Annotated in this window: 29 protein-coding genes; 19 read left to right on the top strand and 10 right to left on the bottom strand. The window is 64.7% G+C overall.

The window, feature by feature from the left end; genetic code table 11:
* Positions 1-34: 34 nt before the first annotated feature.
* Positions 35-514, bottom strand: coding sequence for a hypothetical protein (locus QM712_RS10470; RefSeq protein ID WP_415023014.1), 480 nt, complete (start codon positions 512-514; stop codon positions 35-37).
* An 8-nt stretch (positions 515-522) separates the two neighbouring features.
* Positions 523-1,701, bottom strand: a complete 1,179-nt coding sequence (locus QM712_RS10465) for an amidohydrolase family protein (protein WP_415023068.1) — start codon at positions 1,699-1,701, stop codon at positions 523-525.
* Here QM712_RS10465 and QM712_RS10460 point away from each other — a divergent pair.
* From QM712_RS10460 to QM712_RS10400, 13 genes are all read left to right on the top strand, one after another.
* Positions 1,689-2,900 (top strand): NAD(P)/FAD-dependent oxidoreductase, encoded by a 1,212-nt coding sequence (locus QM712_RS10460; RefSeq protein WP_415023013.1) that lies wholly within the window; start codon positions 1,689-1,691, stop codon positions 2,898-2,900. The two genes, QM712_RS10465 and QM712_RS10460, sit on opposite strands and share 13 nt — an antisense overlap.
* 31 nt (positions 2,901-2,931) lie before the next feature.
* Positions 2,932-4,203, top strand: a complete 1,272-nt coding sequence (locus QM712_RS10455) for an aromatic ring-hydroxylating oxygenase subunit alpha (protein ID WP_415023012.1) — start codon at positions 2,932-2,934, stop codon at positions 4,201-4,203.
* Between the two features lie 11 nt (positions 4,204-4,214).
* Positions 4,215-4,700, top strand: coding sequence for an aromatic-ring-hydroxylating dioxygenase subunit beta (locus QM712_RS10450; RefSeq protein WP_415023011.1), 486 nt, complete (start codon positions 4,215-4,217; stop codon positions 4,698-4,700).
* Between the two features lie 13 nt (positions 4,701-4,713).
* Complete coding sequence (locus QM712_RS10445; RefSeq protein ID WP_415023010.1) at positions 4,714-5,475, top strand: SDR family NAD(P)-dependent oxidoreductase; 762 nt, start codon at positions 4,714-4,716, stop codon at positions 5,473-5,475.
* Positions 5,476-5,484: 9 nt separating this feature from the next.
* On the top strand, positions 5,485-5,799 hold the full coding sequence (locus tag QM712_RS10440) for a non-heme iron oxygenase ferredoxin subunit (protein ID WP_415023009.1): 315 nt from the start codon (positions 5,485-5,487) through the stop codon (positions 5,797-5,799).
* Position 5,800: 1 nt separating this feature from the next.
* A complete protein-coding gene (locus QM712_RS10435; RefSeq protein WP_415023008.1) occupies positions 5,801-6,484 on the top strand; it encodes a TetR/AcrR family transcriptional regulator in 684 nt (227 codons plus the stop codon).
* The gene (locus QM712_RS10430) at positions 6,481-7,359 is read left to right on the top strand and encodes an oxidoreductase (protein WP_415023007.1); all 879 of its coding nucleotides are present in this window, start codon (positions 6,481-6,483) and stop codon (positions 7,357-7,359) included. The genes QM712_RS10435 and QM712_RS10430 overlap by 4 nt, the downstream gene beginning before the upstream one ends.
* An 18-nt stretch (positions 7,360-7,377) precedes the next feature.
* The gene (locus QM712_RS10425) at positions 7,378-8,238 is read left to right on the top strand and encodes a VOC family protein (RefSeq protein ID WP_415023006.1); all 861 of its coding nucleotides are present in this window, start codon (positions 7,378-7,380) and stop codon (positions 8,236-8,238) included.
* Positions 8,239-8,287: 49 nt separating this feature from the next.
* Entirely contained in the window at positions 8,288-9,067 is a 780-nt protein-coding gene (locus QM712_RS10420) for an SDR family oxidoreductase (protein ID WP_415023005.1), read from the top strand.
* 44 nt (positions 9,068-9,111) lie between these two features.
* Positions 9,112-10,326: an FAD-dependent oxidoreductase gene (locus QM712_RS10415; RefSeq protein WP_415023004.1), complete on the top strand. Its 1,215-nt coding sequence runs from the start codon at positions 9,112-9,114 to the stop codon at positions 10,324-10,326.
* A gap of 67 nt (positions 10,327-10,393) precedes the next feature.
* Positions 10,394-11,626: an ABC transporter substrate-binding protein gene (locus QM712_RS10410; RefSeq protein ID WP_415023003.1), complete on the top strand. Its 1,233-nt coding sequence runs from the start codon at positions 10,394-10,396 to the stop codon at positions 11,624-11,626.
* Between the two features lie 219 nt (positions 11,627-11,845).
* The gene (locus QM712_RS10405; protein ID WP_415023002.1) at positions 11,846-12,802 is read left to right on the top strand and encodes an ABC transporter substrate-binding protein; all 957 of its coding nucleotides are present in this window, start codon (positions 11,846-11,848) and stop codon (positions 12,800-12,802) included.
* A gap of 205 nt (positions 12,803-13,007) precedes the next feature.
* The gene (locus QM712_RS10400; protein ID WP_415023001.1) at positions 13,008-14,003 is read left to right on the top strand and encodes a hypothetical protein; all 996 of its coding nucleotides are present in this window, start codon (positions 13,008-13,010) and stop codon (positions 14,001-14,003) included.
* 67 nt (positions 14,004-14,070) lie between these two features.
* Here the strand turns inward: QM712_RS10400 and QM712_RS10395 are convergent, their stop codons facing one another.
* Positions 14,071-14,394 carry a hypothetical protein gene (locus tag QM712_RS10395; protein WP_415023000.1) on the bottom strand — a complete coding sequence of 108 codons (324 nt, stop codon included), beginning with the start codon at positions 14,392-14,394 and terminating at the stop codon, positions 14,071-14,073.
* A gap of 230 nt (positions 14,395-14,624) precedes the next feature.
* On the opposite strand from QM712_RS10395, the gene QM712_RS10390 reads away from it, so the two are divergent.
* Positions 14,625-14,873, top strand: a complete 249-nt coding sequence (locus QM712_RS10390) for a GCG_CRPN prefix-to-repeats domain-containing protein (RefSeq protein ID WP_415023067.1) — start codon at positions 14,625-14,627, stop codon at positions 14,871-14,873.
* 143 nt (positions 14,874-15,016) lie between these two features.
* Here QM712_RS10390 and QM712_RS10385 read toward each other — a convergent pair whose 3' ends face one another.
* Positions 15,017-15,469 (bottom strand): MarR family winged helix-turn-helix transcriptional regulator, encoded by a 453-nt coding sequence (locus tag QM712_RS10385; protein WP_415022999.1) that lies wholly within the window; start codon positions 15,467-15,469, stop codon positions 15,017-15,019.
* Between the two features lie 140 nt (positions 15,470-15,609).
* Here QM712_RS10385 and QM712_RS10380 point away from each other — a divergent pair, with 140 nt between their 5' ends.
* Complete coding sequence (locus tag QM712_RS10380) at positions 15,610-16,374, top strand: alpha/beta fold hydrolase (protein ID WP_415022998.1); 765 nt, start codon at positions 15,610-15,612, stop codon at positions 16,372-16,374.
* A gap of 68 nt (positions 16,375-16,442) precedes the next feature.
* Here the strand turns inward: QM712_RS10380 and QM712_RS10375 are convergent, their stop codons facing one another.
* Positions 16,443-16,637 (bottom strand): hypothetical protein, encoded by a 195-nt coding sequence (locus QM712_RS10375; RefSeq protein WP_415022997.1) that lies wholly within the window; start codon positions 16,635-16,637, stop codon positions 16,443-16,445.
* Between the two features lie 170 nt (positions 16,638-16,807).
* On the opposite strand from QM712_RS10375, the gene QM712_RS10370 reads away from it, so the two are divergent.
* Entirely contained in the window at positions 16,808-17,044 is a 237-nt protein-coding gene (locus tag QM712_RS10370; RefSeq protein WP_415022996.1) for a hypothetical protein, read from the top strand.
* 83 nt (positions 17,045-17,127) lie between these two features.
* On the opposite strand, the gene QM712_RS10365 is transcribed toward QM712_RS10370, so the two are convergent.
* The 3 genes from QM712_RS10365 to QM712_RS10355 all read right to left on the bottom strand — a co-directional run bounded on the left by QM712_RS10365 (position 17,128) and on the right by QM712_RS10355 (position 18,098).
* Positions 17,128-17,334 (bottom strand): hypothetical protein, encoded by a 207-nt coding sequence (locus QM712_RS10365; protein WP_415023070.1) that lies wholly within the window; start codon positions 17,332-17,334, stop codon positions 17,128-17,130.
* Positions 17,335-17,558: 224 nt separating this feature from the next.
* Positions 17,559-17,810, bottom strand: a complete 252-nt coding sequence (locus QM712_RS10360; RefSeq protein ID WP_415022995.1) for a hypothetical protein — start codon at positions 17,808-17,810, stop codon at positions 17,559-17,561.
* A 123-nt stretch (positions 17,811-17,933) separates the two neighbouring features.
* Complete coding sequence (locus QM712_RS10355) at positions 17,934-18,098, bottom strand: Flp family type IVb pilin (RefSeq protein WP_415023066.1); 165 nt, start codon at positions 18,096-18,098, stop codon at positions 17,934-17,936.
* Positions 18,099-18,416: 318 nt separating this feature from the next.
* Between QM712_RS10355 and QM712_RS10350 the strand changes: the two genes are divergently transcribed.
* Positions 18,417-19,724 (top strand): hypothetical protein, encoded by a 1,308-nt coding sequence (locus QM712_RS10350; protein WP_415022994.1) that lies wholly within the window; start codon positions 18,417-18,419, stop codon positions 19,722-19,724.
* A gap of 4 nt (positions 19,725-19,728) precedes the next feature.
* Here QM712_RS10350 and pdxY read toward each other — a convergent pair whose 3' ends face one another.
* A complete protein-coding gene (pdxY, locus tag QM712_RS10345; protein ID WP_415022993.1) occupies positions 19,729-20,547 on the bottom strand; it encodes a pyridoxal kinase in 819 nt (272 codons plus the stop codon).
* A 111-nt stretch (positions 20,548-20,658) separates the two neighbouring features.
* Entirely contained in the window at positions 20,659-21,300 is a 642-nt protein-coding gene (locus QM712_RS10340) for an FMN-binding negative transcriptional regulator (RefSeq protein WP_415022992.1), read from the bottom strand.
* Between the two features lie 490 nt (positions 21,301-21,790).
* Between QM712_RS10340 and QM712_RS10335 the strand changes: the two genes are divergently transcribed.
* The gene (locus tag QM712_RS10335; RefSeq protein ID WP_415022991.1) at positions 21,791-22,135 is read left to right on the top strand and encodes a DMT family transporter; all 345 of its coding nucleotides are present in this window, start codon (positions 21,791-21,793) and stop codon (positions 22,133-22,135) included.
* The gene (locus tag QM712_RS10330; protein WP_415022990.1) at positions 22,135-22,704 is read left to right on the top strand and encodes a TetR family transcriptional regulator; all 570 of its coding nucleotides are present in this window, start codon (positions 22,135-22,137) and stop codon (positions 22,702-22,704) included. Before QM712_RS10335 ends, QM712_RS10330 begins: the two co-directional genes overlap by 1 nt.
* Positions 22,705-22,769: the final 65 nt, after the last annotated feature.

Below are 22,769 nucleotides of genomic sequence, written 5' to 3'. Positions count from 1 at the left end.
GGCGTCTTCCCGCAGAACCGGCGCATCGTCGTTGCTATTCGCAGGGCTGCGATTGGCCGGCCGTTTTCTGGAGTTCGATTCGATCGATGAGCCCGAACATGGCCTCGTCGATCTGAAGGTCGGCAGCGAAATGCATGGGATCCGCGTGACCGCAGATCACGTCCGCGAAATGCCAGCTTGCGATTCCGAGCACCTGATCCCCCGCAATGACGGCGATCTTCAGCGGATGCTGCGTTCCGACACCGCGAGCGCTCTGGTAGCCGTCCGCAATGCAGTAGAGCTCGACCCGAACCGTGCTGGGGGCAATCTGCTGAACCGACAGCTCGATGTCGCAGAACCCGAAGGCTGGATCGTCATCCGATCCATCAGCGTAGAAATAAAACGCGCCGATCGCACCATGTGCGCATCGACCGAGCTTGCGGTCCTTCGGGACCTGCGCATCGGAGCGCGCCGGTGTCCGTGGCGGCAAAGGACCAAGCGAACAGAACTGGCGATAAGAATAGCAATTCGTCATCTCGCCTCTCACGCCTCGAGCCCAAGCCAGCGCCTGGCGTTCGCCGTGAGATCCCGTCTCGGCATCGCCAGGGACCGTTCGGCGAATTCGCCCGGGCGGTCCTGCTTGATCGTGAACGGGTAGTCGGACCCGACGACGATCCGGTCGCGGCCAACCTTGTTCGCCAAAAATTCGAGGGCCGGCTGATCGTAGAGAATCGTGTCGAAATAGAACGCCCTGACGATTTCCGCCGGATCGCGCGCAAAAAGACTGTCCAAGGGCGCGCCGATGCCGCGCGCGTGCTTCAGTCGCGGCAATATCCACGGCAATGCGCCGCCGCCATGGCTCAGCATGATGCGGAGGTCCGGGAAGCGCTCCATCACGCCGTGCGTCATCAGAGACACGGCCGCGAGCGCCGTCTCGAGCGGGAAAGCCGCGACGGCCGCGAGTTCCGGGCGGCCTCCCATGCGATCGAGCCCGGCCGGATGCAGCGGATGAACCAGGATCGCAAGGTTCGCCTGCTCCGCCGCGGCGTAGACCTCGTGCAGCCGCTCGTCACCGAGCGCAACGCCGTTGATGTGCGTACCGATCTCGAAACCGCGCAAGCCCAGCGATTTCAACTCGTCCAGCCGCTTCACCGCCAGCCTGGCATCTTGCATCGGCACCATGCCGATGCCGATGAAGCGTCCGGGCTGGGCCGTGCCGAGCGCTGCGATCCCCTCATTGATGTGACGACCGAGGTCGTCGGCATCATCGGCAGGAAACCAGTGTGACAACAGCTCGGGCATCGGTGAGACGACGTGCACATCGACGTCGTCAGCGGCCATGTCGTCGATGCGACGGTTCGCATCCCAGCTCCGGGAATCGATGACCCGAAATACTTTTCCGCCGACCATCACCGCTGCTGCGCCGTCGCCGCCCCGCAACTCGACGGAAGGCCAAAGCGGATTGCGGCCGGTTGCCGCAGGAAAGCTGCGCGGGACGAAATGCGTGTGCGTATCGATCGCCTCGACCAAGGCTCGCTTCCTCTGACCTGTTATGCACTGCAGCGTGACTTGTCCGCGCGAAACGGGACGGCACCTGCAATTCACTTTACAAGCAAGTTGGACTGTTTTTAATATGGAAGCAATCGAAGAATAATTGCGGACAGCCTTTGCGTTCTCGCAAGGCCCGCATCCAGGGAGTGAAGATCGCGTTGCTGGACGCATCCGCACATATCGTGATTGCAGGCGCCGGACAGGCCGGCGGACGCGCGGCCGAAGCACTGCGGGCACGCGGCTTCCAGGGCGCGATCACCATTCTGGGCGAAGAGTCTCATCCGCCTTATGAACGGCCTCAGCTCTCGAAGGACATGCTGGCGGCCGCCGACACGCCGATCACTTACATCAAGCGCGCGCAGGACTGGAGCGATGTGCTCAACGTCCGCCTCGAAACGAACTCACCGGTCACCGATTGCGACGCGGACCGCCGCACCGTGACGACGGGCGACGGCCGCGTCTTTACGTTCGACCGTCTGCTGATCGCGACCGGGACGCGCCCTCGCCGCCTCGAGCGGCTCGAAGGCCGCGGACCCCAGGTGCAATATCTCCGGAACGTCGAAGATGCGCTCCGCTTCCGCAAATCCATCCGCGCCAGATCCCGCATCGTCATCGTCGGCGGTGGCGTGATCGGGCTGGAAGCCGCCTGCGCCGCCGCCAAGCACGGGTGCAGGACCACCGTGATCGAGAGCGAGCCGCGCCTCCTCGCCCGCGCGCTGCCCTCCTTGGTCAGCGACATCGTCGCCGCCAGGCATCGCAGCCACGGCGTCGAATTCATCTTCGGCACGACCGTGACCGACGCCACGCCAGGCGGCGTGCGGCTCGGCAACGGCGCGGAAATCCCCGCAGACCTCCTCCTGATCGGCATCGGGGTCGAACCTGTCGCAACCGTTGCGGAGCGGCTCGGCCTGCCTGTCACGGCAGGCATTGCCGTCGATACCTGCGGGCGCACCGCGGCGCCGGACGTGTTCTGTGCCGGCGATGCCGCCCTGCAATGGAGCCGGTGCCACGGCCGCGACATCCGCGTCGAGACCTGGGCCAACGCGCAGAACCAGGCCATCGCGGTCGCCGGCAACATGCTCGGCGAGCAAAAGGACTATGTCGATCCGCCGTGGTTCTGGACTGACCAGTACGATCTGAACATCCAGGTTGCGGGCGACATGCTCGACAGCGACCACATCGTCCGGGGCGAGCCGTCATCCGGCCGCTTTTCCGTCATCGCGATGCGCGGCGCCGATCTGGTCGGGGCTCTGTCGGTGAATGCCGCCAAGGACATGGCGATGCTGCGCCGGCTGCTCGCGGCGAACAGGCATCCGGCCCGCGCCGATCTGGAATCGCCCGCATTCGATCTGCGGGCCGCACTGAAATGAAGAACAGAACCTTCCGAGGGAGACACCGCCAATGAACGCGTTCGAGCGGATGAATACGGCGCTCATGGTCGACGAGGCCAAGCAGATCTTCAAGGTTTCCCGTCAGGCCTTCGTCGATCCCGACATCCTCGAGGCCGAGCGGAGCCGGATCTTCGACAAATGCTGGCTCTACCTCGGTCACAGCTCCGAGGTCCCCAAGCCCGGCGACTTCGTCACGCGCCAGGTCGGCGGCCGCAACATCCTCTTCGCACGCGATGCCAAGGGCGTACTCCGCGCCATGCTGAACACCTGCCCGCACCGCGGCGCGCAGGTGTGCCGCGAGAAGCACGGCAGCGCAAAATCTTTCCAGTGCTTCTACCATGGCTGGGTGTTCGGCCTGGACGGGGCCCTGCGCAGCCAACCGGGCGAGGCCTCCTACGCGCCCGACTTCAAGGAGCGCAGCACGTCGAACATGCAGCAGGTGGCGCGCTTCGAGGGCTATCGCGACTTCAATTTCGTCTGTTTCGACAGGAATGCCGAGAGCCTCGACAGTTATCTCGGGGCGGTGAAGGAATATCTCGACGTCATTGCCGATCAGGCCGAAGCCGGCATGACCATCGTCGGCGGCACGCAGGAATACTCCATGCGCGCCAACTGGAAGCTGCTGACCGAGAATTCGATCGACGGCTATCACGCGCTCACGACGCATGCGACCTATTTCGACTATCTGAAGGCCACCAATGGCGGCCTCGCTCCCGTTCCGCTTGAAGGCGCGGCGCGCGACCTCGGCAACGGCCACGCCGTGCTGGAATACAAGGCTCCGTGGGGACGTCCGGTCGCGCAATGGATCCCGATGTGGGGCGAAGACGGCAAGAAGGAAGTCGACCGTCTCTATCAGGATCTGGTCAAGCGGCACGGCGAAGAGCGCGCCAAGCGCATCGCGCTCTTCAACCGGAACCTGTTCGTGTTTCCCAATCTCGTCGTGAACGACATCATGGCGGTCACCATCCGGACCTATTACCCGATCGCGCCCGACTTCATGAACATCAGCGCCTGGGCGCTGGCGCCGAAAGAAGAGACCGATTGGGCCCGCAAATACCGCCTCTACAATTTCCTCGAATTCCTGGGGCCCGGCGGCTTCGCCACGCCTGATGACGTCGAGGCGCTGGAGCAGTGCCAGCGCGGCTTCCGCAACTCGGCGGAGGCGCAGTGGAACGATATCTCCAAGGGCATGGGCAAGCCGGTTCCGGCCTACGACGACGAACTGCAGATGCGCGCGTTCTGGTCGAACTGGAACAAGCACGTGTTCCAGGCGTCGATCTGAGGGGCAGAGCTATGCAGAACGTCTCCCGCGCCGACATTGAAGACTTCCTGTTCACCGAGGCCGATCTGCTCGATGAATGGCGCCTACCCGAGTGGCTCGAACTCTTCACCGAGGATGCGATCTACTACGTCCCGTCGACCGACGTTGCCGCGGACTCTTCGCCCGACAAGACCCTCTTCTATGTCGCCGATGACCGTTTCCGCCTGTCGGAGCGCGTCAAGCGGCTGATGAAGCGAACGGCGCACGCCGAGTTTCCGCACTCCCGCACGCGGCACCTCGTCAGCAATGTTCGCATTCGCAATCGCAGCGAGGCCGAGCTCGAGGTCGGCTCCTCCTTCATCACCTATCGCACCAAGGACGGCGTCACCGACACCTATTTCGGTAGCATTCGCTACCGGATCGTCATGGACAATGGCCGTCTGCGGATCAAGGAAAAGCGCTGTCTCCTCGACAGCGAAGGCCTGCGGACGCAAGGGCGCGTCAGCATCATTCTCTAGAGAAACCGGATCAATGAACAAGAAACTTCATGACAACGTCGCCGTCGTGACGGGTGCCGCCAAGGGCATCGGCCTGGCGATCGCAGAGCGGCTGGCGCGCGATGGAGCCAAGCTCGTCATCGCCGACCTCGACGCGGGGGGATTGAAGGAGGCAGCGAGCCGCCTGAAGACGGAATACGGTGCCGAGGTCGCGAGCTGCGCGGGTGATCTGGCGGAGCAGAGCATCGCCGAGAAGACGATCAACCTCGCCGGCGAGGCCTTCGGACGGCTCGACATCCTCGTCAACAATGCGGGCGGCGGCATCATCAAGCCCTTTTCCGAGCATTCCCCCGAGACGCTCAGGACCACGATCGACCGCAATCTATGGACCGTGCTGTGGTGCTCCTGGTACGCCGTGCCGAAAATGCGGGCCCAGCGCTACGGCCGCATCGTCAATCTCGGAGCCGATTCCGTGCGCAACGGCCTCTGGGATCACGCCGCCTACAACGCAGCCAAGGGCGGCGTGCACGGGTTGACCACCGGCATGGCCCGCGAGTTTGCCGCGGACGGCATCACCATCAATACGGTCGCGCCTTGCGCCGTGAACACGCCGCAGATGGTCGCGATCACCAAGAGCGATCCGGCGCTCGCCGCCAAGTTCGTGAGCGTCATTCCCATGGGCCGCCCCGCGGAGATGGAGGAAGTGGCGTCCATGGTTTCATATCTTGCCTCCGCCGAGGCTTCGTTCGTGACCGGGCAGGTCATCAGCGTCAACGGCGGCAGCACGATGCTTTAGGTTCTCGCCATGAGTCAAACAGTCATCCTTTGCGCCGCGGACGACGTCGCCGAAGGCGAAATCAAGCAAGCTCCCCTGCCCGACGGCTCGAACGTCGCCCTCTACCGTGTCGAGGGAGCGATCTACGCAACGGCCGACATGTGCACGCACGGCGAAGCTTCGCTATCGCTCGAAGGTCTCCTGAACGGGAAAACCGTGGAATGCACGTTCCATTTCGGGACCTTCGACGTGACCACCGGCGAGCCGACCGGTATGCCTTGTGAGATTCCGCTGAAGACCTACCCAGTGACGATCGTCGACGGCAAGGTCCAGATCGAGGTTTAAGATGGCACAGCGCCCCGCCCCCCTGACCACACCGCGAAAGACAGCCCGCCGCCCTCTCGGCGCCACGCGGCGGCGGACTCAGGCCGAGCGGACAGAAGCCACGCGCACGCAACTCCTCAAGGCGGCCGCCAATCTCATCCGCCGGCGGGGCTACGCCCGGTTCCGAACCGCGGATGTTGCCGCGGAAGCAGGCATGTCGCGCGGCGCGCAATTGCATCACTTCCCGACCAAGGACTCGCTCGTCGTCGCCACGCTGGAATACGTGTTCGAACAGGCTCAGATCATGAGCCGCCGCCGCGCCGCCGCCGTCAACCGCCCGCGCGACCTGATCGAAGCCGTCATCGAGGACGCCCGCGAATTCTTCTTCAGCGAGCACTTCATGGTCGCCATCGACATCGTGCTGTCGACATCCACGGATGACGCCGTTCGCAAGCAGATCCTGGAGATTTCCCGGAAAGCCCGCCGCCCCGCCGAAACCGCCTGGACCGAGGCCCTCGCGGCCAGCGGCGTGCCGTCGTCGCTGGCGGCCGACATCGTTGCGCTGACGCTCAGCCTCGTCCGCGGCATGGCGCTCCGTACGCTCTGGGACAACGACCCGAAATGGTTCGACGAGCTGTTTTCGGTATGGCGGCGCATGATCAAGATTTTCCTCGAAGCGCAATCCACGAAGGCGCGGACGCGATGAAGAACGGTCACGCCACCCCTCTCGTCACCGCCGTCTGCTACGTCCGTCTCGCGGTCAGCGAGTTACAGGCGAGCGCCCGCTTCGTCTCGGACATCTTCGGCCTGCAGCGCGTCGCGGAGCAGGATGGCGAGATCGCCTTCCGCTCGGACGACCGCTATCGCACCGTCAGCCTCGCCAGCCATTCGAACGAAGCCGCCAGTGTCGGGATCGAGGTCTGGGACGACAAGGCGCTGGACACCATCGCCGAACGTCTCACCGCGCTCGGATTTACGGCGAGGCGCGCCGAGCCGGTCGAATGTCAGCGCCGCCATGTCCAATCCGCGCTGCTGACCGAGGATGCATCGAAGAACCGGATCGATCTCGTCGTGCGCCCCACCCGCAGCGGCCGGCGCTATTTCCCCACACGCGATGCCGGCATCGTCCAGTTCCACGGCATCGGGCTTCGCACCACGGACCACGTCCGCGATCTCGCGTTCTGGAAAGCGGTCGGCGCTGAAGTCAGCGACTGGGTCGGCGACATCGCCTATCTGCGGATCGACGGGATGCATCACCGCATCGCGCTCTATCCTTCGAAGCGCAACGGGCTGCTCTACTCCGCGTTCGAGGTCGAGGCGCTCGATCAGGTCATGCAGAACAGCTATTTCATGCAGGAAAGCCAGATCAAGATCGTGCAGGGGCCAGGCCGGGAGCCCGCCTCGCGCCAGACCTTCCTCCACGTTGCGGGACCGGATGGCCTGATCTTTTCCTACGTCAACGGCATGGCGGAGTGCGGCGACACACCACGGCTGGCGCGGCAGTTTCCCCTGACCGCGACATCGCTGTGTGATTGGGGCAGCGAGAGCAAGGACGTGCCGGAACTGAGCGCGCACGTCTGAACAAGAGAGAGAAGCAGCATGATCCAGCTCAAGGATGTCAGCTATGTCCGTCTCGGCTCCCCCGACCTGGAGTCAGCCGAGTCCTTTGCGACCACCTGTCTCGGCCTGCAGATCGCGGAGCGCGGCAAGAAGGAGCTTTATCTGCGCTCAGACGACCGGGCGCACACCTTGTGCTATTCGGAGGGCGATGCACGCAGCCAGACCGTAGGCTTCGAGGTCGAGGACGAAGCGAGCCTGCAGGACGCTGCGTCCACGCTCGAATCGCTCGGTCACGCCGTCCACGCCGGAACCGCTGAGGAAGCCGAGCAACGCAAGGTAAAGGCGTTCATCGGCTTTCGTGACCCGACGGGCAATCACATCGAACTCGTCGTTCGCCCGGAACGCAGCGGACGGCGCTATTTCGCCAGCCGCGATGCCGGCATCACCGGCTTCAGCCACATCGGCCTGAACTCCACCGACCCGGCCCGCGACGAGCGGTTCTGGACCCAGGTCTGCAATGCTCGCGTCAGCGACCGGATCGGCGATATCCCGCTGATGCGCGTCAACGCCATCCATCACACCATCGCGCTGGTCCGGGCGCCGACCGCCGGAATCCAGCACATCAACCACCAAGTCGAGAGCAGCGACGACGTATTGCGCTCCTATTATTTCCTCAACGACAAGCGGGTGCCGATCGTGTTCGGCCCCGGGCGGCATCCGACCTCGGGCGCGCGCTTCCTCTACTTCAAGGGCCCGGACGGCATGATCTTCGAATACTCCGTCGGCGTCGACGAAATCGAGGATGAAGCAACGCACAGGCCACGGCAGTTCGGCTTCGAGCCGACCAGCTTCTGCATGTGGGGCGCGAAGCCTGCCGGCATGGCACTCCCCAACAAGTAAAAAACAACCGGCGCTGGGATCACGGCGCCAAGCATATCGGCGAGGAAACATGGATCTGGGGTTGAAGGGCCGGAAGGCAATCGTATGCGCGGCAAGCCAGGGACTTGGCCGGGCGAGTGCCGTCGCACTGGCTCGCGAGGGCGTCGCGCTTTTCATCGCGGCGAGGCGCCGCGAGGTGCTGGAGGCGACCGCGGACGACATCGGCAAGCTCACGGGAAACCGGCCGACCCCGGTCGTCGCCGACGTCACCACCAAGGACGGTCGCGACGCGCTGCTGTCGGCATGTCCCGCGCCGGACATTCTGGTCAACAATGCGGGTGGCCCTCCGCCAGGTGATTTCCGCAAATTCGAGCGCGACGACTGGATCAAGGCGCTCGACGGCAACATGCTGGCGCCGATCGCGCTGATCAAGGCGACCCTGGACGGCATGATCGACCGCAAATTCGGTCGCATCGTCAACGTGACGTCGCATGCGGTGAAGGCACCTGTCGCCATGCTCGCACTGTCCAACGGCGCGCGGACCGGGTTGACCGGCTTCATCGCCGGACTGTCCCGTTCGGTTGCCGAGCACAATGTGACCATCAACAATTTGTTGCCCGGCACGTTCGATACCGACCGGCTGAAGTCGAACCTCGCCGCGCTTGCGAAGAACTCCTCGCGCGACGTGGCGGACGTCACGGAGGATGTCAGGTCCGCCAACCCGACGAAGAGGTTCGGCCACCCCGACGAATTCGGGGCGACCTGCGCTTTTCTGTGCTCGGCTCAGGCCGGTTACATCACGGGACAAAACATCCTCATCGACGGCGGCGCCTACCCCGGCACGTTCTGAGCTCTGGGGGAATGCGCGCGGCGTCGACGAGGAATGGGGATGGCATGACGGACGTATTGATCGTAGGCGGCGGCCCGGTGGGCTTGATGACGGCGCTCGGGCTTGCCCAGCGGGGCGTGACGGTGAAGCTGCTGGAGGCCGAGGACGGCATAGTGTATTCGCCCCGCGCGATCTCCTACGCGTGGACGATCTTGCCCGGGCTCGAGTTGCTCGGCGTGCTCGACGACCTGATCGCGGCGGGCCATCCCATCGACGATCGCTGCTGGCGCATCTTCAGGACCGGCGAAACCATCGTCTACAACCACGACGCCGTTCGCGGCATCACCGATCGCCCCTATAATCTGACCTTGGGTCAGGACGTGCTCGCGCAGGTCGTGCTGCAGCATCTCGAACGGTATCCGAACGTCACGATCGACTGGGGCACGAAGTTCACCGGCTTGACCGACACATCGGGAAAGGTCGTCGTCCGGGCCGATAAAGCCGGGACGCCCGTGGAATACGAAGCTCGCTGGGTCGTCGGAGCGGATGGCGGTCGCAGCGCCGTGCGCAAGGCCGTCGGATTGACCATGGACGGCTTCACATGGCCACAGCGCTTCGTGGTGACGAATATCTATTACGACTTCGAAAAATACGGCTGGAATTCGGGCTATCTGGTCGACCCCGTCTACGGCGCGGTCGTCTACAAGATCAATCTCGACGGCCTCTGGCGCTTCACCTTCGCCGAGCAGACCACGCAGCCGCTGGAAACGGTGAGCGGCCGGATCCGGGATTTCATCCAGCACGTCCTTCCCGGCGACAAGAAATACGATCTCGTCCTGCATACCGCCTACAACATGCACCAGCGCACGGCCGCCACCTACCGCGTCGGCCACGTCGTGCTCGCGGGCGATGCCGCTCACATCACCAACCCGACCAGCGGGTTCGGCCTCATGGGCGGATTGTACGATTCCTTCGCATTGAGCGAGGCGCTCGCGGCCGTGGTCCACGGCAGCGCCGGCGACGAGGTGCTCGATCGCTATTCTGAACAACGCTTGAAAATCTATCACGAGGTGACCTCGCCGATCTCAAGCGAAAGCCTCCGGCTGGTCTTCAATTCCGCCGACGAGGAGCGCCTGGAGCGCGACCTCTCGGTCCTGCGAGAACGCAAACGCGATCCCGCGGCAATGCGGAAATTCCTGTCGGCACCGGCGGCACTCGAAACACCATCGCTGATCTCGGGGCGGACGCTGACGCAGCGGGTCGCGGACAGCCGGCCTTAATCGCCGCTCAGCGCCGGTTCGCACGATCCGGCGCCGCTTGCTTGAACACATCGACAAGAGGACGATCATGACCAGTTTCTCGCGCCGTTCCGTTCTTCGCCTTGGTGCGGCCACGGCGGCACTCGCCGGCATCTCCAGACGTGCAGTGGCCGCGACCAGCGCCGGCCCCGGCGTGACGGATTCCGAGGTCAAGCTCGGAACGACCGCCTATTACAGTGGACCGGCCTCAACCGCGGCCGCCTACGGCCAAGCGCAGGTCGCCTATTTCCAGATGGTCAACGATCGCGGCGGGATCAACGGCCGCAAGGTCAATCTGATCTCGCTCGACAATGCGTTCAGCCCTCCCAAGGCGCTGGAGCAGACGCGCAAGCTCGTCGAGTCCGAAGAGGTCTTCGCCATCGCCGGATCGCTGGGAACGCCGACCAATGTTGCGATTCAGAAGTATCTGAACGGCAAAGGCGTGCCCAATCTCTTCCTGACGTCCGGAGCCGAGCGTTTCAACGACCCGAAGAATTTTCCCTGGATCGTTCCGTTCTATCCCATCTACGCCGCCCAGGGCGCCCTGTTTGCCAAGCACATCCTGAAGGAGCGCCCCTCGGCGAAAATTGCCGTCCAGTTCGAGAATGACGACCTCGGCCGGGACTATGTGAAGGGCCTCAAGCAGGGCCTCGGCGAGAAGGCATCGAGCATGATCGTGAAGGAGCTGAGCCACGAGCTCTCGGACCCGACCATCGACGCGCAGATCGTCGACTTCAAGGCGTCCGGGGCTGACGTCCTGATCCAGTTCACGCAGTCCAAGTTCGCAGCACAGGGCATTCGCGCGGCTGCCGGCATGGACTGGCACCCCATGCACATCGTCGCCTCCAATGCGGGCTCGATCAGCACCACGTTCATCCCGGCCGGCGCCGAAGCTTCAAAGGGCGTGATCACCGCGATATGGGAACGCAATCCCGCTGATCCGACCCAGGCCGAGCATCCCGCGGTGAAGGAGTTCAAGGCTTTCGCCGCCAAGTACATGCCGAACCTCGACCTCAACAACGCGGCGGCGCTGCCGGGCTACAACAATGCCTACATGATCGAACAGGCGCTCAGGCGTTGCGGACATGAGCTCAGCCGCGAGAACTTGCTGAAGCAGTCGACGACCCTCAGCGGTGTCACGCCGCCGATGTTCATCGACGGCATCGGCGTTTGGAACTCACCGACGGACTATCGGGCGATCCACCATCTTCAGCTCAGTCGATTTGACGGCACGACACTGGCCTCGATCGGCCAACCCGAGTCGATCGACAATCTCGGTTAGCCGCCTCGCTTGTCCCTGCCCGAGGGGCTGCCGGCTTCGGCTGTCGGGCGGGGCGTCTCTCAATCCGCGAAGGCCCGGTGAGTGCCCAGGCCGGTGACGGAACAACCGTCACGGCCGCTCGCGCGCCTCTCGCCTTGAGACCCATTGCCACGCCCGCGGCTGTGGCAATTTCGCTTCCTCCCCACTATCATCGTCCACGGCAATACCGTGGTCCCCGGCATGAAGCGGCGTGACGTCATCGTTTTGTTGGCTTTGTCCGCAGCCCCGCGGCTGGCGCTGGCGCAACCGAAGACAGCGACGATCGGTGTGCTCGTGACCGGCAATCGCGATCCCGCCCTGTTCCTGAACGCGCTTGCGAGCGAGATGGGCAAGCTCGGCTACAGCGAGGGCAAGAACCTCCGCACCATCGTGCCCTCCAGGCTTCACGACGCGTCCGCACTGCCGGCGCTCGCCGCCGGACTGGTGAATGAGCGCGTCGACGTCATCGTCACCTGGCTCACGCCCGCCGTGCGCGCGGCGAAGCAGGCGACGTCCACCATCCCGATCGTCATGGCCGGCGCCGGCGATCCCGTTGCCACGGGGATCGTGAGCAGCCTTGCCCAGCCGGGCGGCAACATTACGGGCGTCGGCAGCGCCACATCCGAACTCGTCGCCAAGAACATCGAGCTCCTGCGCGAGCTGTTGCCCAAAGCCCGCAAGCTTGCCGCGCTCGCCAACGAGGGCGATCTGTTCACTGCGACCTTCGTCGATCAGTCGAAGCTCGCCGCGTCGCGGCAAGGTTTCGAATTGGCCGTCAAGACGATCCGCGCGTCGGGCGATCTGCCGTCCGCTTTCACCGAATTGAAGGACGGCGGCATCGAGGCGGTGATCGTGCAGCCGAGCCTTCCCGTCAAACGCTGCGCCGAGCTCGCGGCTGCGGCGGGGATGCCATCGACATCGCCGATCGAGAGCTACGTCACCGATGGTGGCCTGCTGGCCTATGCCAATCGCACCGCGGACCATTACCGGCTGGCGGCGACCTATGTCGACAGGATCCTGCGCGGCACCGCGCCCCGGGATCTGCCGATCCAGCTGCCGACCAATTTCGAGCTTCGCTTCAACCTCCGGACGGCCCGCGCGATCGGCCTGACCGTGCAGCCGGCGCTGCTCGCGCGGGCTGACGACGTCATCGAGTGACCGGCCCCACGTCAACACCCTCGCCGTCACAGCGTGTTGATCTGCCCGGACCGCCCGTTCACCGCGGCGCGCCCCGAAGGAGTCTCCCGCCATAATTTCTCCGTCGCGCTCGCGTTGTGTTGGACTGCGGCGAGGACTATCCTCACGACGATATCGGACTGCCGCACTCATTCCGTTGACGCAGGACTGGATGGAGAGCGCATCAGTGCCTCAGACGAACGACCCGAAGCCGGACACACCACGCGCCGATGGCGATCTGACGCGGGCGTATGAACAGATCAAGAGCGCCGAAGAAGACCTTGCGCGGCTCGATCGGCTGGTTTCCGGAATGGAACGCGGCAACGACGGCCCGTCGGCCTCGCCGGCAAGCGCAAGTGCGGAGCCAGCGTCCGCCCCGGCTCCCGCGCAAACCTCATCATCGCCGCAAAGCGAGATTCCCCATCAAGCGCCGAAGGCGAAGCGGACCATGCTGCGGGCCGTGGTCGGATTGTTGCTGGCGGCAGGCCTTCTCGGCGCCGCGTTCGCTTCGCAATACCGCGACCAGGCGAGAGCGATCATGGCGCGATGGGCTCCGCCGGCATCGAACACATCCCGGGACGTGGCCGAGGCTCACGGCGCCGTGACCTCCCCGAAGGTCCAGTTGGCTGCGGCCGATGATCAGGTGCCCGTTCCGGCGCCGCCGGTGCACAAGGACGCGGAAAGCAATTCGCCCGCGGCCGTCACGCCCCCCGATCCGAAATCCGCCGAGCTGGCGCAGTCGCTCAAGGCCGTCACGGACCAGCTCGCGAGCATGAACGACAAGCTCGAGCAACTGAAGAGCCGCCAAGAGCAGACAGTTCGCGAGCAGGCCGAGACCATCCAGCAACTCAGGACCGCACAGGAGAAGGACGCAGCCGACAGCGCGCGCCTCGCCGCGCAGGTGCAAGCGCTGCAGACGCAGCTTACCGCGCTATCGGCGTCCTCCTCATCCTCCAAATCCGCAGCCGTCGCTCCGCCAGCGTCGGCTCCGCCATCCGCGTCCTCGGTACCCCCGCCCCCTGCGCCTGCCAAACCCGTGGCGCGGAGCGTTGTCAGGGAGAGCGAAGCGAATGCGCGCCAGCAGCATGTCCAGGCGGCTCCACCCCGGCGGCTCAGACCGCCGCGAGAACCCTGGATGCCCCCACCCTATGTGATCGACCCTTACGGCGATCCGTATTGGTGAGCGCGGCGACGGGCCTTCTGCGGCGTCAGTTGCCGGCGTGGGCGGATGGCGTCCGCGCGACGCAGCGTCATTCGGCGTCCTCGTTCAGCAGCGCCAGCGCCCGCGGCACTTGCTCGCTTGCCTCGACCAGCACGTACTCCTGACGTTTCAGGCTGGCGCCGCTCGCGACCACGACAGATCGCTTCGGGCACAGGCCGAAGCATCCCGTCATCACGAGTTTCGCCGGCTTCGTGCCCTCGCGCCTCGTCGCCTTCAACTCGGACTTCAGCGCGCGGCGGACGTCGCCGCCGTCGGCACTGCGCTTGAGGCATTTGCGGCAGACCAGAACCGGCGCCAGGCGGCGTGGGCGCACGACCATCGGCGCGGCGGATTTCGAAACCTTCCCGGACATAACGATCCTTCCATGAGCTCGAGCTCATATAGGAATGGAACCACGGCGGATGTAGTCGGTTGCCCTCGCGCGACGCACCTGCACCAGCGTCCGCCGATACAGGCCGATACAGGCTTTGGTGCTATGCTCTCCGGCGATGCGGCAGACAGGCCCACGGCCCGGTCTGTGCGAAACCGGAACGGACATCGGTATGAAGGAGCGAGTGCATGACCAGGCACCTTCCCCGCCTCATGTCAGTCAGTGCGGCCCCCGTGATACTCCTGCTTGCGATCTGCACGGCGAGTGCCGCCGATGATTGCGGTCCCGGCTGTCACAGCACAGCCACCGGCGCGTGCGTCGCCGATGGCTGGAGCACGGGCGCGCGAGTCTGGAACGAATGCCCGGCCACGTCCCGTGCCCGCCCGCCTTGCGGCGGTTCGGATTACGTCTGGAGCCGCAACAAGCGGGCATGCTTCCCGAAAGTGAAGGATTGGACTTGAGGCAACCTGCCTCGTCCCGTCATTTTCGTGGCGACGGTCAGCGGCGGCGTAGCGATCCCTTGTATGCGGCCTGAAGGACGCGCGGGCGCGTTCTGACGGGCGTGCCGTGATGACGAACGAAATTTGGAAGCGTCGGAACGGCCCTACTCCTCCCCGCGCTCCACCAGTGCATCCCTGAAACTCTGCATCTGCTTGTTCAGCGCGATCATCTCCGGCGCCTTGAGGCCGGAATGGGCGAGCAGCGCGTCCGTCAGGCAGGACACATTGCCGCGCAGCTTGCGACCCTTGTCGGTGAGATGGACATGCACCTGCCGCTCGTCGTCGGGATTGCGCTGGCGTGTCACGAAGCGTGCGGCCTCGAGGCGCTTCATCAACGGCGTGATGGTCGATGGCTCCAGCGCGAGCCGCTCGGCGATCTCCGAGATGGTCTGACCGTCCCGCTCCCACAGCGCCGAGAGCACGAGATACTGCGGATACGTCACTCCGAGCTCGTCGAGCATCGGCTTGTACAGGCGGTTGATCGCAATCATCGTCGAATAAACCGAAAAGCAGAGATGCGCGTCGAGCGGCAGCGGGTCACGGGTCTGGGCGGGCATGGCAAAATCTCCTGAAGTCCCAGCTAATTACCACAAAAAACAATATCGTGATAATTATTTTCTCGACAAGGGGCGCGGAACCGCGCTATCAGATGTTTATCGCGACAATCAATATCGCGCAAAACACAAAGGAAACGGACATGACCCGCAAGATTCTCGCCGCTGCCGCCACCTCCCTGGCCCTGGCCGCCGCTCCCGCTCACGCCGCCGCCCCCACCCCCGTGAAGTCCATCGTGCTGGTCCATGGCGGTTTCGTCGATGGCTCGGGCTGGGCCGATGTCTACAAGATCCTGAGCAAGGACGGTTACAAGGTGACGATCGTCCAGAACCCGACCAATTCCCTGGCCGACGACGTGGCCGTGACCAGGCGCGCGATCGCAGCTGCCGACGGCAAGGTGATCCTGGTTGGCCATTCCTATGGCGGGGTCGTGGTGTCGGAAGCCGGCACCGACCCGAAGGTCGCCGGTCTCGTCTATGTCACGGCATTCGCTCCGGACAAGGGTGAGTCCGTCAACTCGCTGATCGCGAACCCGCCCCCGGGCGCACCGGTGCCGCCGATCCTGCCTCCGAAGGACGGCTATCTCTTCCTCGACAGCGCCAAGTTCGCGGCCTCCTTCGCCGCCGACGTGAAGCCGGAAGTGGCCCGGTTCATGGCGGCCTCTCAGGTGCCGTGGGGTGTCGCCGCGCTGCAGGGCGCCGTCACCGAACCCGCCTGGAAGGTGAAGCCCACCTGGTATCTCGTCGCCAAGGACGACAAGATGATCCCGCCGCCCGCCCAGCGCCAGATGGCGGAACGCGCCCACGCCAAGGTCGAGGAAGTGGCCGGCAGCCACGCTGTCTACGTCTCGAAGCCGGCCGCGGTCGCCGCGATCATCGAGAAGGCCGCACGCGGCGCCGCCGAATGATTGCGGCTCGTCCGCCAAAGCCCTCGAAAAAGAAAGGCCCGGCAAACAGCCGGGCCTTTCTTCATGGTCTACTTCTGCTGCTGGCTTTTCGAGTGGGCCTGCTCGCTGTGTTGATGAGCCGACTGTGAATGCTGCTTCGCAGCCTGGGCATGCTCCTTGCCCTTGGCGTGATCGCCGCGGTCGTGGTGCTCGGCCGCCGACCGGTGCGCCTTTGCAGCATTCTCGTGATGTTCAGCGGCCTTGTTGTGCTCGTCGCGTGCCATCTTGATCTCCGTGGTTCGCTCCCAGCAGCGATCAAGCCGCCCCCAAGCCGATCGTTCCTAACAGCCGCCGCACCTTCCGAAAATATTCCGTGTGGCCCTGGCGAAATCGGGTCTAAGCTGCGGGTCAACGGGAAGAGGATACCGACGACCGGACAGTGAGGATTTCGTCAATGTCGAAAGAGCCGTCAGTCGAGCACGAATATCATCCCAAGAAAGATCGCTTCGAGATCACCATCAAGCATTACGCGCTGAAGAAGAAGTCCGACCGGGAAGCGCTGCTGAAGCACATCCTGCACAGGCTCGAACGAAATCCGGTCATCACGAAGGCGACCGAGAAGAAGGCCAGAAAAGGCAAGCTTCCGAAGTCCTCGATCAAGGCAAGCAGGCTCATCGAGGTCGGAGACTGACGTCGACGGATTTGCCGATGGCGCCACACCGAAGGGCGCAAGGACCTGCTGGCAACGATCGCCGACCTGCCCGCGATCCCGTCTCAGAAAAATCCGGGGCTCAAATCCAGCCCGTAAGTCAAGCTCAACACGAACACGAAGAGCACGGCCGCAGCGAACAACGCGACCTGCTTGACGATGAACGCGCGCGGCGAGCTGCTGGCAATGACGGCTTTCTGCGCAACGGGCATGACGGCCTCCGATAACAGATCAAAAATCTGCCGCGACGAGGCGGCGGCCGCATCAAGCATGCGACCTCCGAAGCAAACATTAAAAACAGCGCGCCGTTTTGAACGGCCGTACATGATCGTCTTCGTCGCGGCATCTTTTTGCCGGCAACCTCTCAATCCGCGCATCCGCGGGCGATCTCCGCCGTTGGATCTCGCGGGAAGTACGCGCAAGCTTCACCGCTTTCGTGCGCGCAACGATCGACGGCACCAGCATTGCGCCATCGATCGTCGCAGGCCGGATTGGCTTAGCGGGCGGCGCCCGTCGTCACCGTCGCGGTCTTCAGTTTCCGCGGCGTGAGCACGCTCGCTTGATGCGGGGAGACGGCGGCCGGTGCGGCCGACTGCTGCTCGACATGTGCGGCGCCGAGTACGCGAACCTGCACGGGCGACGCCGGGAAACCATGTGCTTCATAGGTCGGCAACTCGGCCGCCATGCCTGCCGTGCCACTTGCGACAGCAAGGACGGCGGCTGCGATCGAGACTTTCAACGCTTTCATGGGGGTATGCTCCTGAGAAACGGTCCGGAGCACATCTAATCGTGTTTTGCTGCATCGCGATATGTATTGTTGCATTGCAACATTCCACGTCGCGCATGGCAGCACAACTTGCGGTCGTGAGCCCTATTTCAACGCCGTGGCGAGCGATTGGAGTTTGGCGACCAGATTTGTGCCGAGTGCGTAGATGACTTCGATGATGGCGAGTGCAATGCCCGCCGCGATCAGCCCGTATTCGATGGCAGTGGCGCCGGACTCATCGGCGGCAAATTCGGTCAGTATGTTCTTCAATCTCAATGTCACTGTCACTTTCCTTCCCAGGTCTGCCGACATCGCCGGCACGCGAGAAATGCATTGACACAATCCAAGATTGAGTAAATTCGCTTCGTTCAATTTGACGACAATCGGCGGCGGATTCGCCGGATTTTCGGCCGCAAAAGCGCCGGGAACCGCGATGGAACCCGCGTTGCGCTTGCGCAACACTCGTTTGAAAAGCCTTTTCTCGTCGAAATGTGCCATTGCACCGCCACACCATCCTCCGAACAATTGATGCGCCGCGTGCTTGGCTGTGCAAGATCGGTTCGACAGAACCTATTGGAGGCAGGGATCATGAACGATCGGCGGTCTCTTCTGGTGGCAGTGTCGTGTCCCTCGGCCGTGATGGTCGGCTGGCTGGCGCTCTCGCTGTCTGCCTACGCCCCGGCTCTGGTTCAGAACAGTGGTGCTGACCTGGGTGCCGTATCCCGCGCGAAAGATCTCAGCCGCATCGAACTCGCCGACATCCCCCACGCCGCGACCATCGATGATGGCATCGCCCTGACTGCCGATATCGCGGCCGCCGTGGCAGCGACGCCGGGGCCTGCGGCGACTGAGGCGACCAATCCCGATACACCTGTTCCCGCCGTCAAGCTCGCCTCGGCCGACCCGGCAGAACTGCTGCCGGCCGAAGCGCCGACGATCGACGCGCCGCAAGCGGCGATCACGCCCGAGGCGGCGCCCGCCAGCGCCGACGCGACGCCGGCTGAAGAGCCCTCGGTCAAGCTCGCATCCGCCGATCCCGGCGATGTCGTGCCATCGGAGATGCTGCCGTCACCCGCGGCCATCGCGAGCGGGCCGGTCGCCGGCGAGAGCAAGGCCTCGCCGCCCGCGGACACCGTCGCCGTGCTCGACGAATGCTTTTCCATGGACGCCTGCATCGACCGTTACCTCTGGACGCTCTATCAGCGCACCCCGAAGGAAGACTCGATCAGGGTCGAGGAACGCCGCGCCGTCACAGTCAAGCGAAGGGGCAAGACGGTCACCGTGATGCGCAGCTTCACGAAGCTCGTCGACGAGGATTTCGGCTGGAAGGATCCGAAGGCCGCCGAGCACGCCCGCATGCCTCTGATGGACTACGTCATCGGCGGCATGGACCGCACCTTCAAGCAGAAGCTGTTTCGGACACTGCTCGCGGCCGAAGCCGCCGGCCTGTCTCCGGGCATCACCAGTGCGTTCCGAGACGACTATCGCCAGACGATCGCGAGCGGCCTCAAGGCCGCGTCCGATCGCTCATATCACGGCGGCAGCTTCCGCGGCGGCTACGGTCACGGCCTCGCCGCAGACATCGTGAGCACCAAGGGCGACAACCGCGCGCAGCGCTGGGTCTCGACCGAAGCGCTGTGGAAGTGGGTCGACGCCAACGGCAAGTCGCTCGGCATCGGGCGGCCCTATCTCGGCCGCGATCCGCCGCATGTCGGGCCGGTCGACGGGCAGGAATACATTTCGCGCCGCGGCGTCGCGAGCGATCGCAAGGAAGCCGCCAACGTCAAGCCGAAGAAGGCGCAGACGGCCTCGAAGAAGTCGCAGAAGGTGCACGCCGCGCGCGCGCCGGCGAAACCGCAGAAATCGGCACGGACCACCACGATGCGGACGACCTGAGCCGCTACGCGCTGTGATCCGGCGCGGGCAGCGGCACGAGACGCATCTCGTCCGATCCCGCCTGCTGCGTGCGGACCAGCACGGCGAAAATGGTCTCGACGGCAAGTCGCACCGCCGCCTCGATCGCCGAACCCTTGGCAAGATGCGCCGCGATCAGGCCCGTCAGGAGATCGCCGGTGCCATAGGGGCGGATCGGAAGGCGCTGCGTCGCAAATCGCGACAGCGCGCCGTCCGCGCACAGGATCGTCTCCACCTGCCCGGCCGGTGTGTCGGCGAGCGTGCAGCCGGTGGCGACGATATCGGTCCGGCCTTGCCCCGCGAGCGCCGCGCACGCCGCGCGCAAGCCGTCAGCATCCGCAATGCAGCTGCCGGACAGCAGCACGAGTTCGAACTGGTTCGGCGTGATCAGGCGGGCGGCCGGCAGCAACCGGTGCCGAACCACGTCCAGGATACCGTCCGCGACATAGACGCGACCGTCGTCCCCGATCACGGGATCGCAGAGATAGACCAGCTTCGCATTCCGCCGCAGCGCGCGTTCGACGAAATCGGCGATCGCCACCGCGTTGCCGGGCGAGCCGAGATAACCGGTCACGATCACGGCGGCCTCGTCGACAAGGCCCCGCTCCTCGACGCCTCGCAGCAGGTCCGCCACGAGTTCGGTCTCCAGCACGCGCCCGCGCAGCGTCGGATAGCGCGGATGGTTCGACAGCAGCGTCGTCGGCACCTGGGCGACGTTCACGCCCTCCGCCTGCATGGCATAGGCGGCCGCGCTGTTGCCGACATGGCCGTGGACGACCTGGCTTTGAATGGAGATGACGAGCATGGCGTGGTCCGTAGGATCAATCGTGGCGCAAGGCAAGCGCAGCCGGGATGGCGCGAAGCGAAATCGGAGGTCCCGGCCCGCGGCATCTATCCGGACCACGTGACATCAGAGCTACGGGATCTCGTATCCCAGCCCCGGCCTCAGCGCCCGCATGGCCCGCGCCAGCCGCTGATGTCCGCTCTCGTCCGACCGCGCCAGTCGGTCGGCCACCGCGACATGGTCCGCATCGCTCTTGTGCTGGTTGAGCTTGGCCTGTCCTTCGATGGTATCGACGACGAGATCGACGACGCGGATCGCGGCCAGCATGGTCTCGCGTTTCCCGGGCTCCATCTGCCGGAGATCCCAGGGCTGCTTCGGCAACCGCGCCTCGGCGACCGCGAGCAGCGCGTCGCCATGCGGACGGCTCTCGTCCTGGCCGCGCAGATGCGCCACGCCGGACAGATGCACGGCCTCGTAGAGCCAGGTCGAGACGTTGTCGCGCGAAGCGTACCAGTCGTTCGAGACGTAGGCATCGTCGCCCGGGACGATCAGCAGGAAGCGTCTGCTCCCGTCGGCGAGCTCGACCAGCGGATTCCTGGCCGTGAAGTGGACCTGCACGATGGCGCGGCCGTCGTGCCGTTCCAGCACGAACGGCACATGCGAGGCGCGCGGGCCGCGACCATCCGCCGCCACGATCATGCCGAAACCGCGTTGGCTCGCGAAATCCAGCGCACGCTGCTCCTCGATACGAAACTGGGGACGGAGGACATGCATGGCGCGGCGCTCGACGGCTGGACGAAGGGCTGAGCGAGGCTATCCCATGATCCGGCGAAATCCGAACCGATATTGAGCTGCAAATCCAGATTTCAGGGACGATTTCGGCATATCGATTTCCCAGACAGGTGCGGAACGTGGCGGCCGGCCCGTCCATATCGCGCATGATTTCGCCCTCGGCCCGCCATGTCGCCGAGACCCGCTTGCCGACTTCGCACAACGCCATCGTGGCTCGGCGGAGAGTGTGCCGTCGCATCCGATGCCATCGCCAACGCCTCCGGCATGAACAGCAACGACGCCCTCGCCGCCTGCCCGCGTCGCCTGCGCTTCGGGCACGGAACGAGCTGCCTCGTCTGCTCACATCGGGGCCGACAACCTGTCGCAGGCTCGTCACTCACACGTGATACTGCCTGCTGGCAAAGGCCGTGCTTCGCGTGCTAAACATACCTACCGCGCGGTATCTTTCTCGCGTGACTTTTCCGGGTTGATCATGACGTCCGCCTTCAATGCCTACGCGGCGCTTGCCCTCGCCATCGTTCTCGAGGTCACGGCGTCTGCCTTCCTGCAGCAATCCGCGCAATTCACCCGCCCGTGGCCGACGCTGGCGATGGTGCTGTTCTATGTCGCCTCGTTCTACGCGCTCTCGGTGGCGATCCGTGTCATTCCGCTGAGCATCGCCTATGCGATCTGGGGCGGCGTGGGCATCATCCTGACCGCCACGGTCTCCTTCGTGCTGTTCCGCCAGGTGCTGGATGCCGCGGCCTTCGTCGGCATTGGGCTGATCGTGTCCGGCGTCGTGATCATCAACCTGTTCTCGGAGACGACGGTGCACTGATGCCGGGCAGCGCCTACACCCGTGCCAAGCGGCCCGAACAGGTGCGGCGCGCCCTGCTCGACTGCACGGCCGCGATCGCAATGGACCATGGCGTATCCGGCGTCACGGTGCAGGCCGTCGCGGCGGCGGCCGGCGTCACCAAGGGCGGGCTGTTCCACCATTTTGCGAGCAAGCAGGCGCTGATCGAAGGCCTGTTCGTCGACCTGCTCGCCCGCGTCGACGCCGAGATCGACGCCGCCATGGAGGCGGACCCGAAGCCGCGTGGCAGCTTCACGCGCGCCTACGTCAACGCCGTCTTCACCGGCAGGGCCTTCGGCTTCGCCACGCCCTGGGCCGCGCTGAGCATGGTCGTCGTCACCGATCCGCCGCTACGCCGGCTCTGGAACGGCTGGATGAAGGCTCGCCTGAAGCGCCATCACGCAACCGATGGCACGCCCGATCTCCATGTCGTGCGGCTCGCCGCCGACGGCGCCTGGCTGTCCTACGTCACGACCGGACAGACCCGCATGAATGCCGATCTCCGCGCCGTGCACGATCGGCTGATTGCGCAGACCCGCCGGCGCGGCTAGCGAACCTTGTTCGTCATTGGTAGCTCGGAAGACCGCGAAACCCGCTCGATAGGCCGGCATCGCTG

The sequence above is a fragment of the Bradyrhizobium sp. genome (assembly GCF_047605465.1).
Classification (GTDB): Bacteria; Pseudomonadota; Alphaproteobacteria; order Rhizobiales; family Xanthobacteraceae; genus Bradyrhizobium.
This window is presented reverse-complemented; position numbering and strand designations above follow the sequence as displayed.

Excerpts from the sequence above, each read along its gene's own strand:
- QM712_RS10470 (WP_415023014.1), bottom strand. The coding sequence starts at position 514 with ATGACGAATTGCTATTCTTATCGCCAGTTCTGTTCGCTTGGTCCTTTG.
- QM712_RS10465 (WP_415023068.1), bottom strand. The coding sequence starts at position 1,701 with ATGCGTCCAGCAACGCGATCTTCACTCCCTGGATGCGGGCCTTGCGAG.
- QM712_RS10455 (WP_415023012.1), top strand. The coding sequence starts at position 2,932 with ATGAACGCGTTCGAGCGGATGAATACGGCGCTCATGGTCGACGAGGCC.
- QM712_RS10450 (WP_415023011.1), top strand. The coding sequence starts at position 4,215 with ATGCAGAACGTCTCCCGCGCCGACATTGAAGACTTCCTGTTCACCGAG.
- QM712_RS10445 (WP_415023010.1), top strand. The coding sequence starts at position 4,714 with ATGAACAAGAAACTTCATGACAACGTCGCCGTCGTGACGGGTGCCGCC.
- QM712_RS10440 (WP_415023009.1), top strand. The coding sequence starts at position 5,485 with ATGAGTCAAACAGTCATCCTTTGCGCCGCGGACGACGTCGCCGAAGGC.
- QM712_RS10435 (WP_415023008.1), top strand. The coding sequence starts at position 5,801 with ATGGCACAGCGCCCCGCCCCCCTGACCACACCGCGAAAGACAGCCCGC.
- QM712_RS10430 (WP_415023007.1), top strand. The coding sequence starts at position 6,481 with ATGAAGAACGGTCACGCCACCCCTCTCGTCACCGCCGTCTGCTACGTC.
- QM712_RS10425 (WP_415023006.1), top strand. The coding sequence starts at position 7,378 with ATGATCCAGCTCAAGGATGTCAGCTATGTCCGTCTCGGCTCCCCCGAC.
- QM712_RS10420 (WP_415023005.1), top strand. The coding sequence starts at position 8,288 with ATGGATCTGGGGTTGAAGGGCCGGAAGGCAATCGTATGCGCGGCAAGC.
- QM712_RS10415 (WP_415023004.1), top strand. The coding sequence starts at position 9,112 with ATGACGGACGTATTGATCGTAGGCGGCGGCCCGGTGGGCTTGATGACG.
- QM712_RS10410 (WP_415023003.1), top strand. The coding sequence starts at position 10,394 with ATGACCAGTTTCTCGCGCCGTTCCGTTCTTCGCCTTGGTGCGGCCACG.
- QM712_RS10405 (WP_415023002.1), top strand. The coding sequence starts at position 11,846 with ATGAAGCGGCGTGACGTCATCGTTTTGTTGGCTTTGTCCGCAGCCCCG.
- QM712_RS10395 (WP_415023000.1), bottom strand. The coding sequence starts at position 14,394 with ATGTCCGGGAAGGTTTCGAAATCCGCCGCGCCGATGGTCGTGCGCCCA.
- QM712_RS10390 (WP_415023067.1), top strand. The coding sequence starts at position 14,625 with ATGTCAGTCAGTGCGGCCCCCGTGATACTCCTGCTTGCGATCTGCACG.
- QM712_RS10385 (WP_415022999.1), bottom strand. The coding sequence starts at position 15,469 with ATGCCCGCCCAGACCCGTGACCCGCTGCCGCTCGACGCGCATCTCTGC.
- QM712_RS10380 (WP_415022998.1), top strand. The coding sequence starts at position 15,610 with ATGACCCGCAAGATTCTCGCCGCTGCCGCCACCTCCCTGGCCCTGGCC.
- QM712_RS10375 (WP_415022997.1), bottom strand. The coding sequence starts at position 16,637 with ATGGCACGCGACGAGCACAACAAGGCCGCTGAACATCACGAGAATGCT.
- QM712_RS10370 (WP_415022996.1), top strand. The coding sequence starts at position 16,808 with ATGTCGAAAGAGCCGTCAGTCGAGCACGAATATCATCCCAAGAAAGAT.
- QM712_RS10365 (WP_415023070.1), bottom strand. The coding sequence starts at position 17,334 with ATGCTTGATGCGGCCGCCGCCTCGTCGCGGCAGATTTTTGATCTGTTA.
- QM712_RS10360 (WP_415022995.1), bottom strand. The coding sequence starts at position 17,810 with ATGAAAGCGTTGAAAGTCTCGATCGCAGCCGCCGTCCTTGCTGTCGCA.
- QM712_RS10350 (WP_415022994.1), top strand. The coding sequence starts at position 18,417 with ATGAACGATCGGCGGTCTCTTCTGGTGGCAGTGTCGTGTCCCTCGGCC.
- pdxY (WP_415022993.1), bottom strand. The coding sequence starts at position 20,547 with ATGCTCGTCATCTCCATTCAAAGCCAGGTCGTCCACGGCCATGTCGGC.
- QM712_RS10340 (WP_415022992.1), bottom strand. The coding sequence starts at position 21,300 with ATGCATGTCCTCCGTCCCCAGTTTCGTATCGAGGAGCAGCGTGCGCTG.
- QM712_RS10335 (WP_415022991.1), top strand. The coding sequence starts at position 21,791 with ATGACGTCCGCCTTCAATGCCTACGCGGCGCTTGCCCTCGCCATCGTT.
- QM712_RS10330 (WP_415022990.1), top strand. The coding sequence starts at position 22,135 with ATGCCGGGCAGCGCCTACACCCGTGCCAAGCGGCCCGAACAGGTGCGG.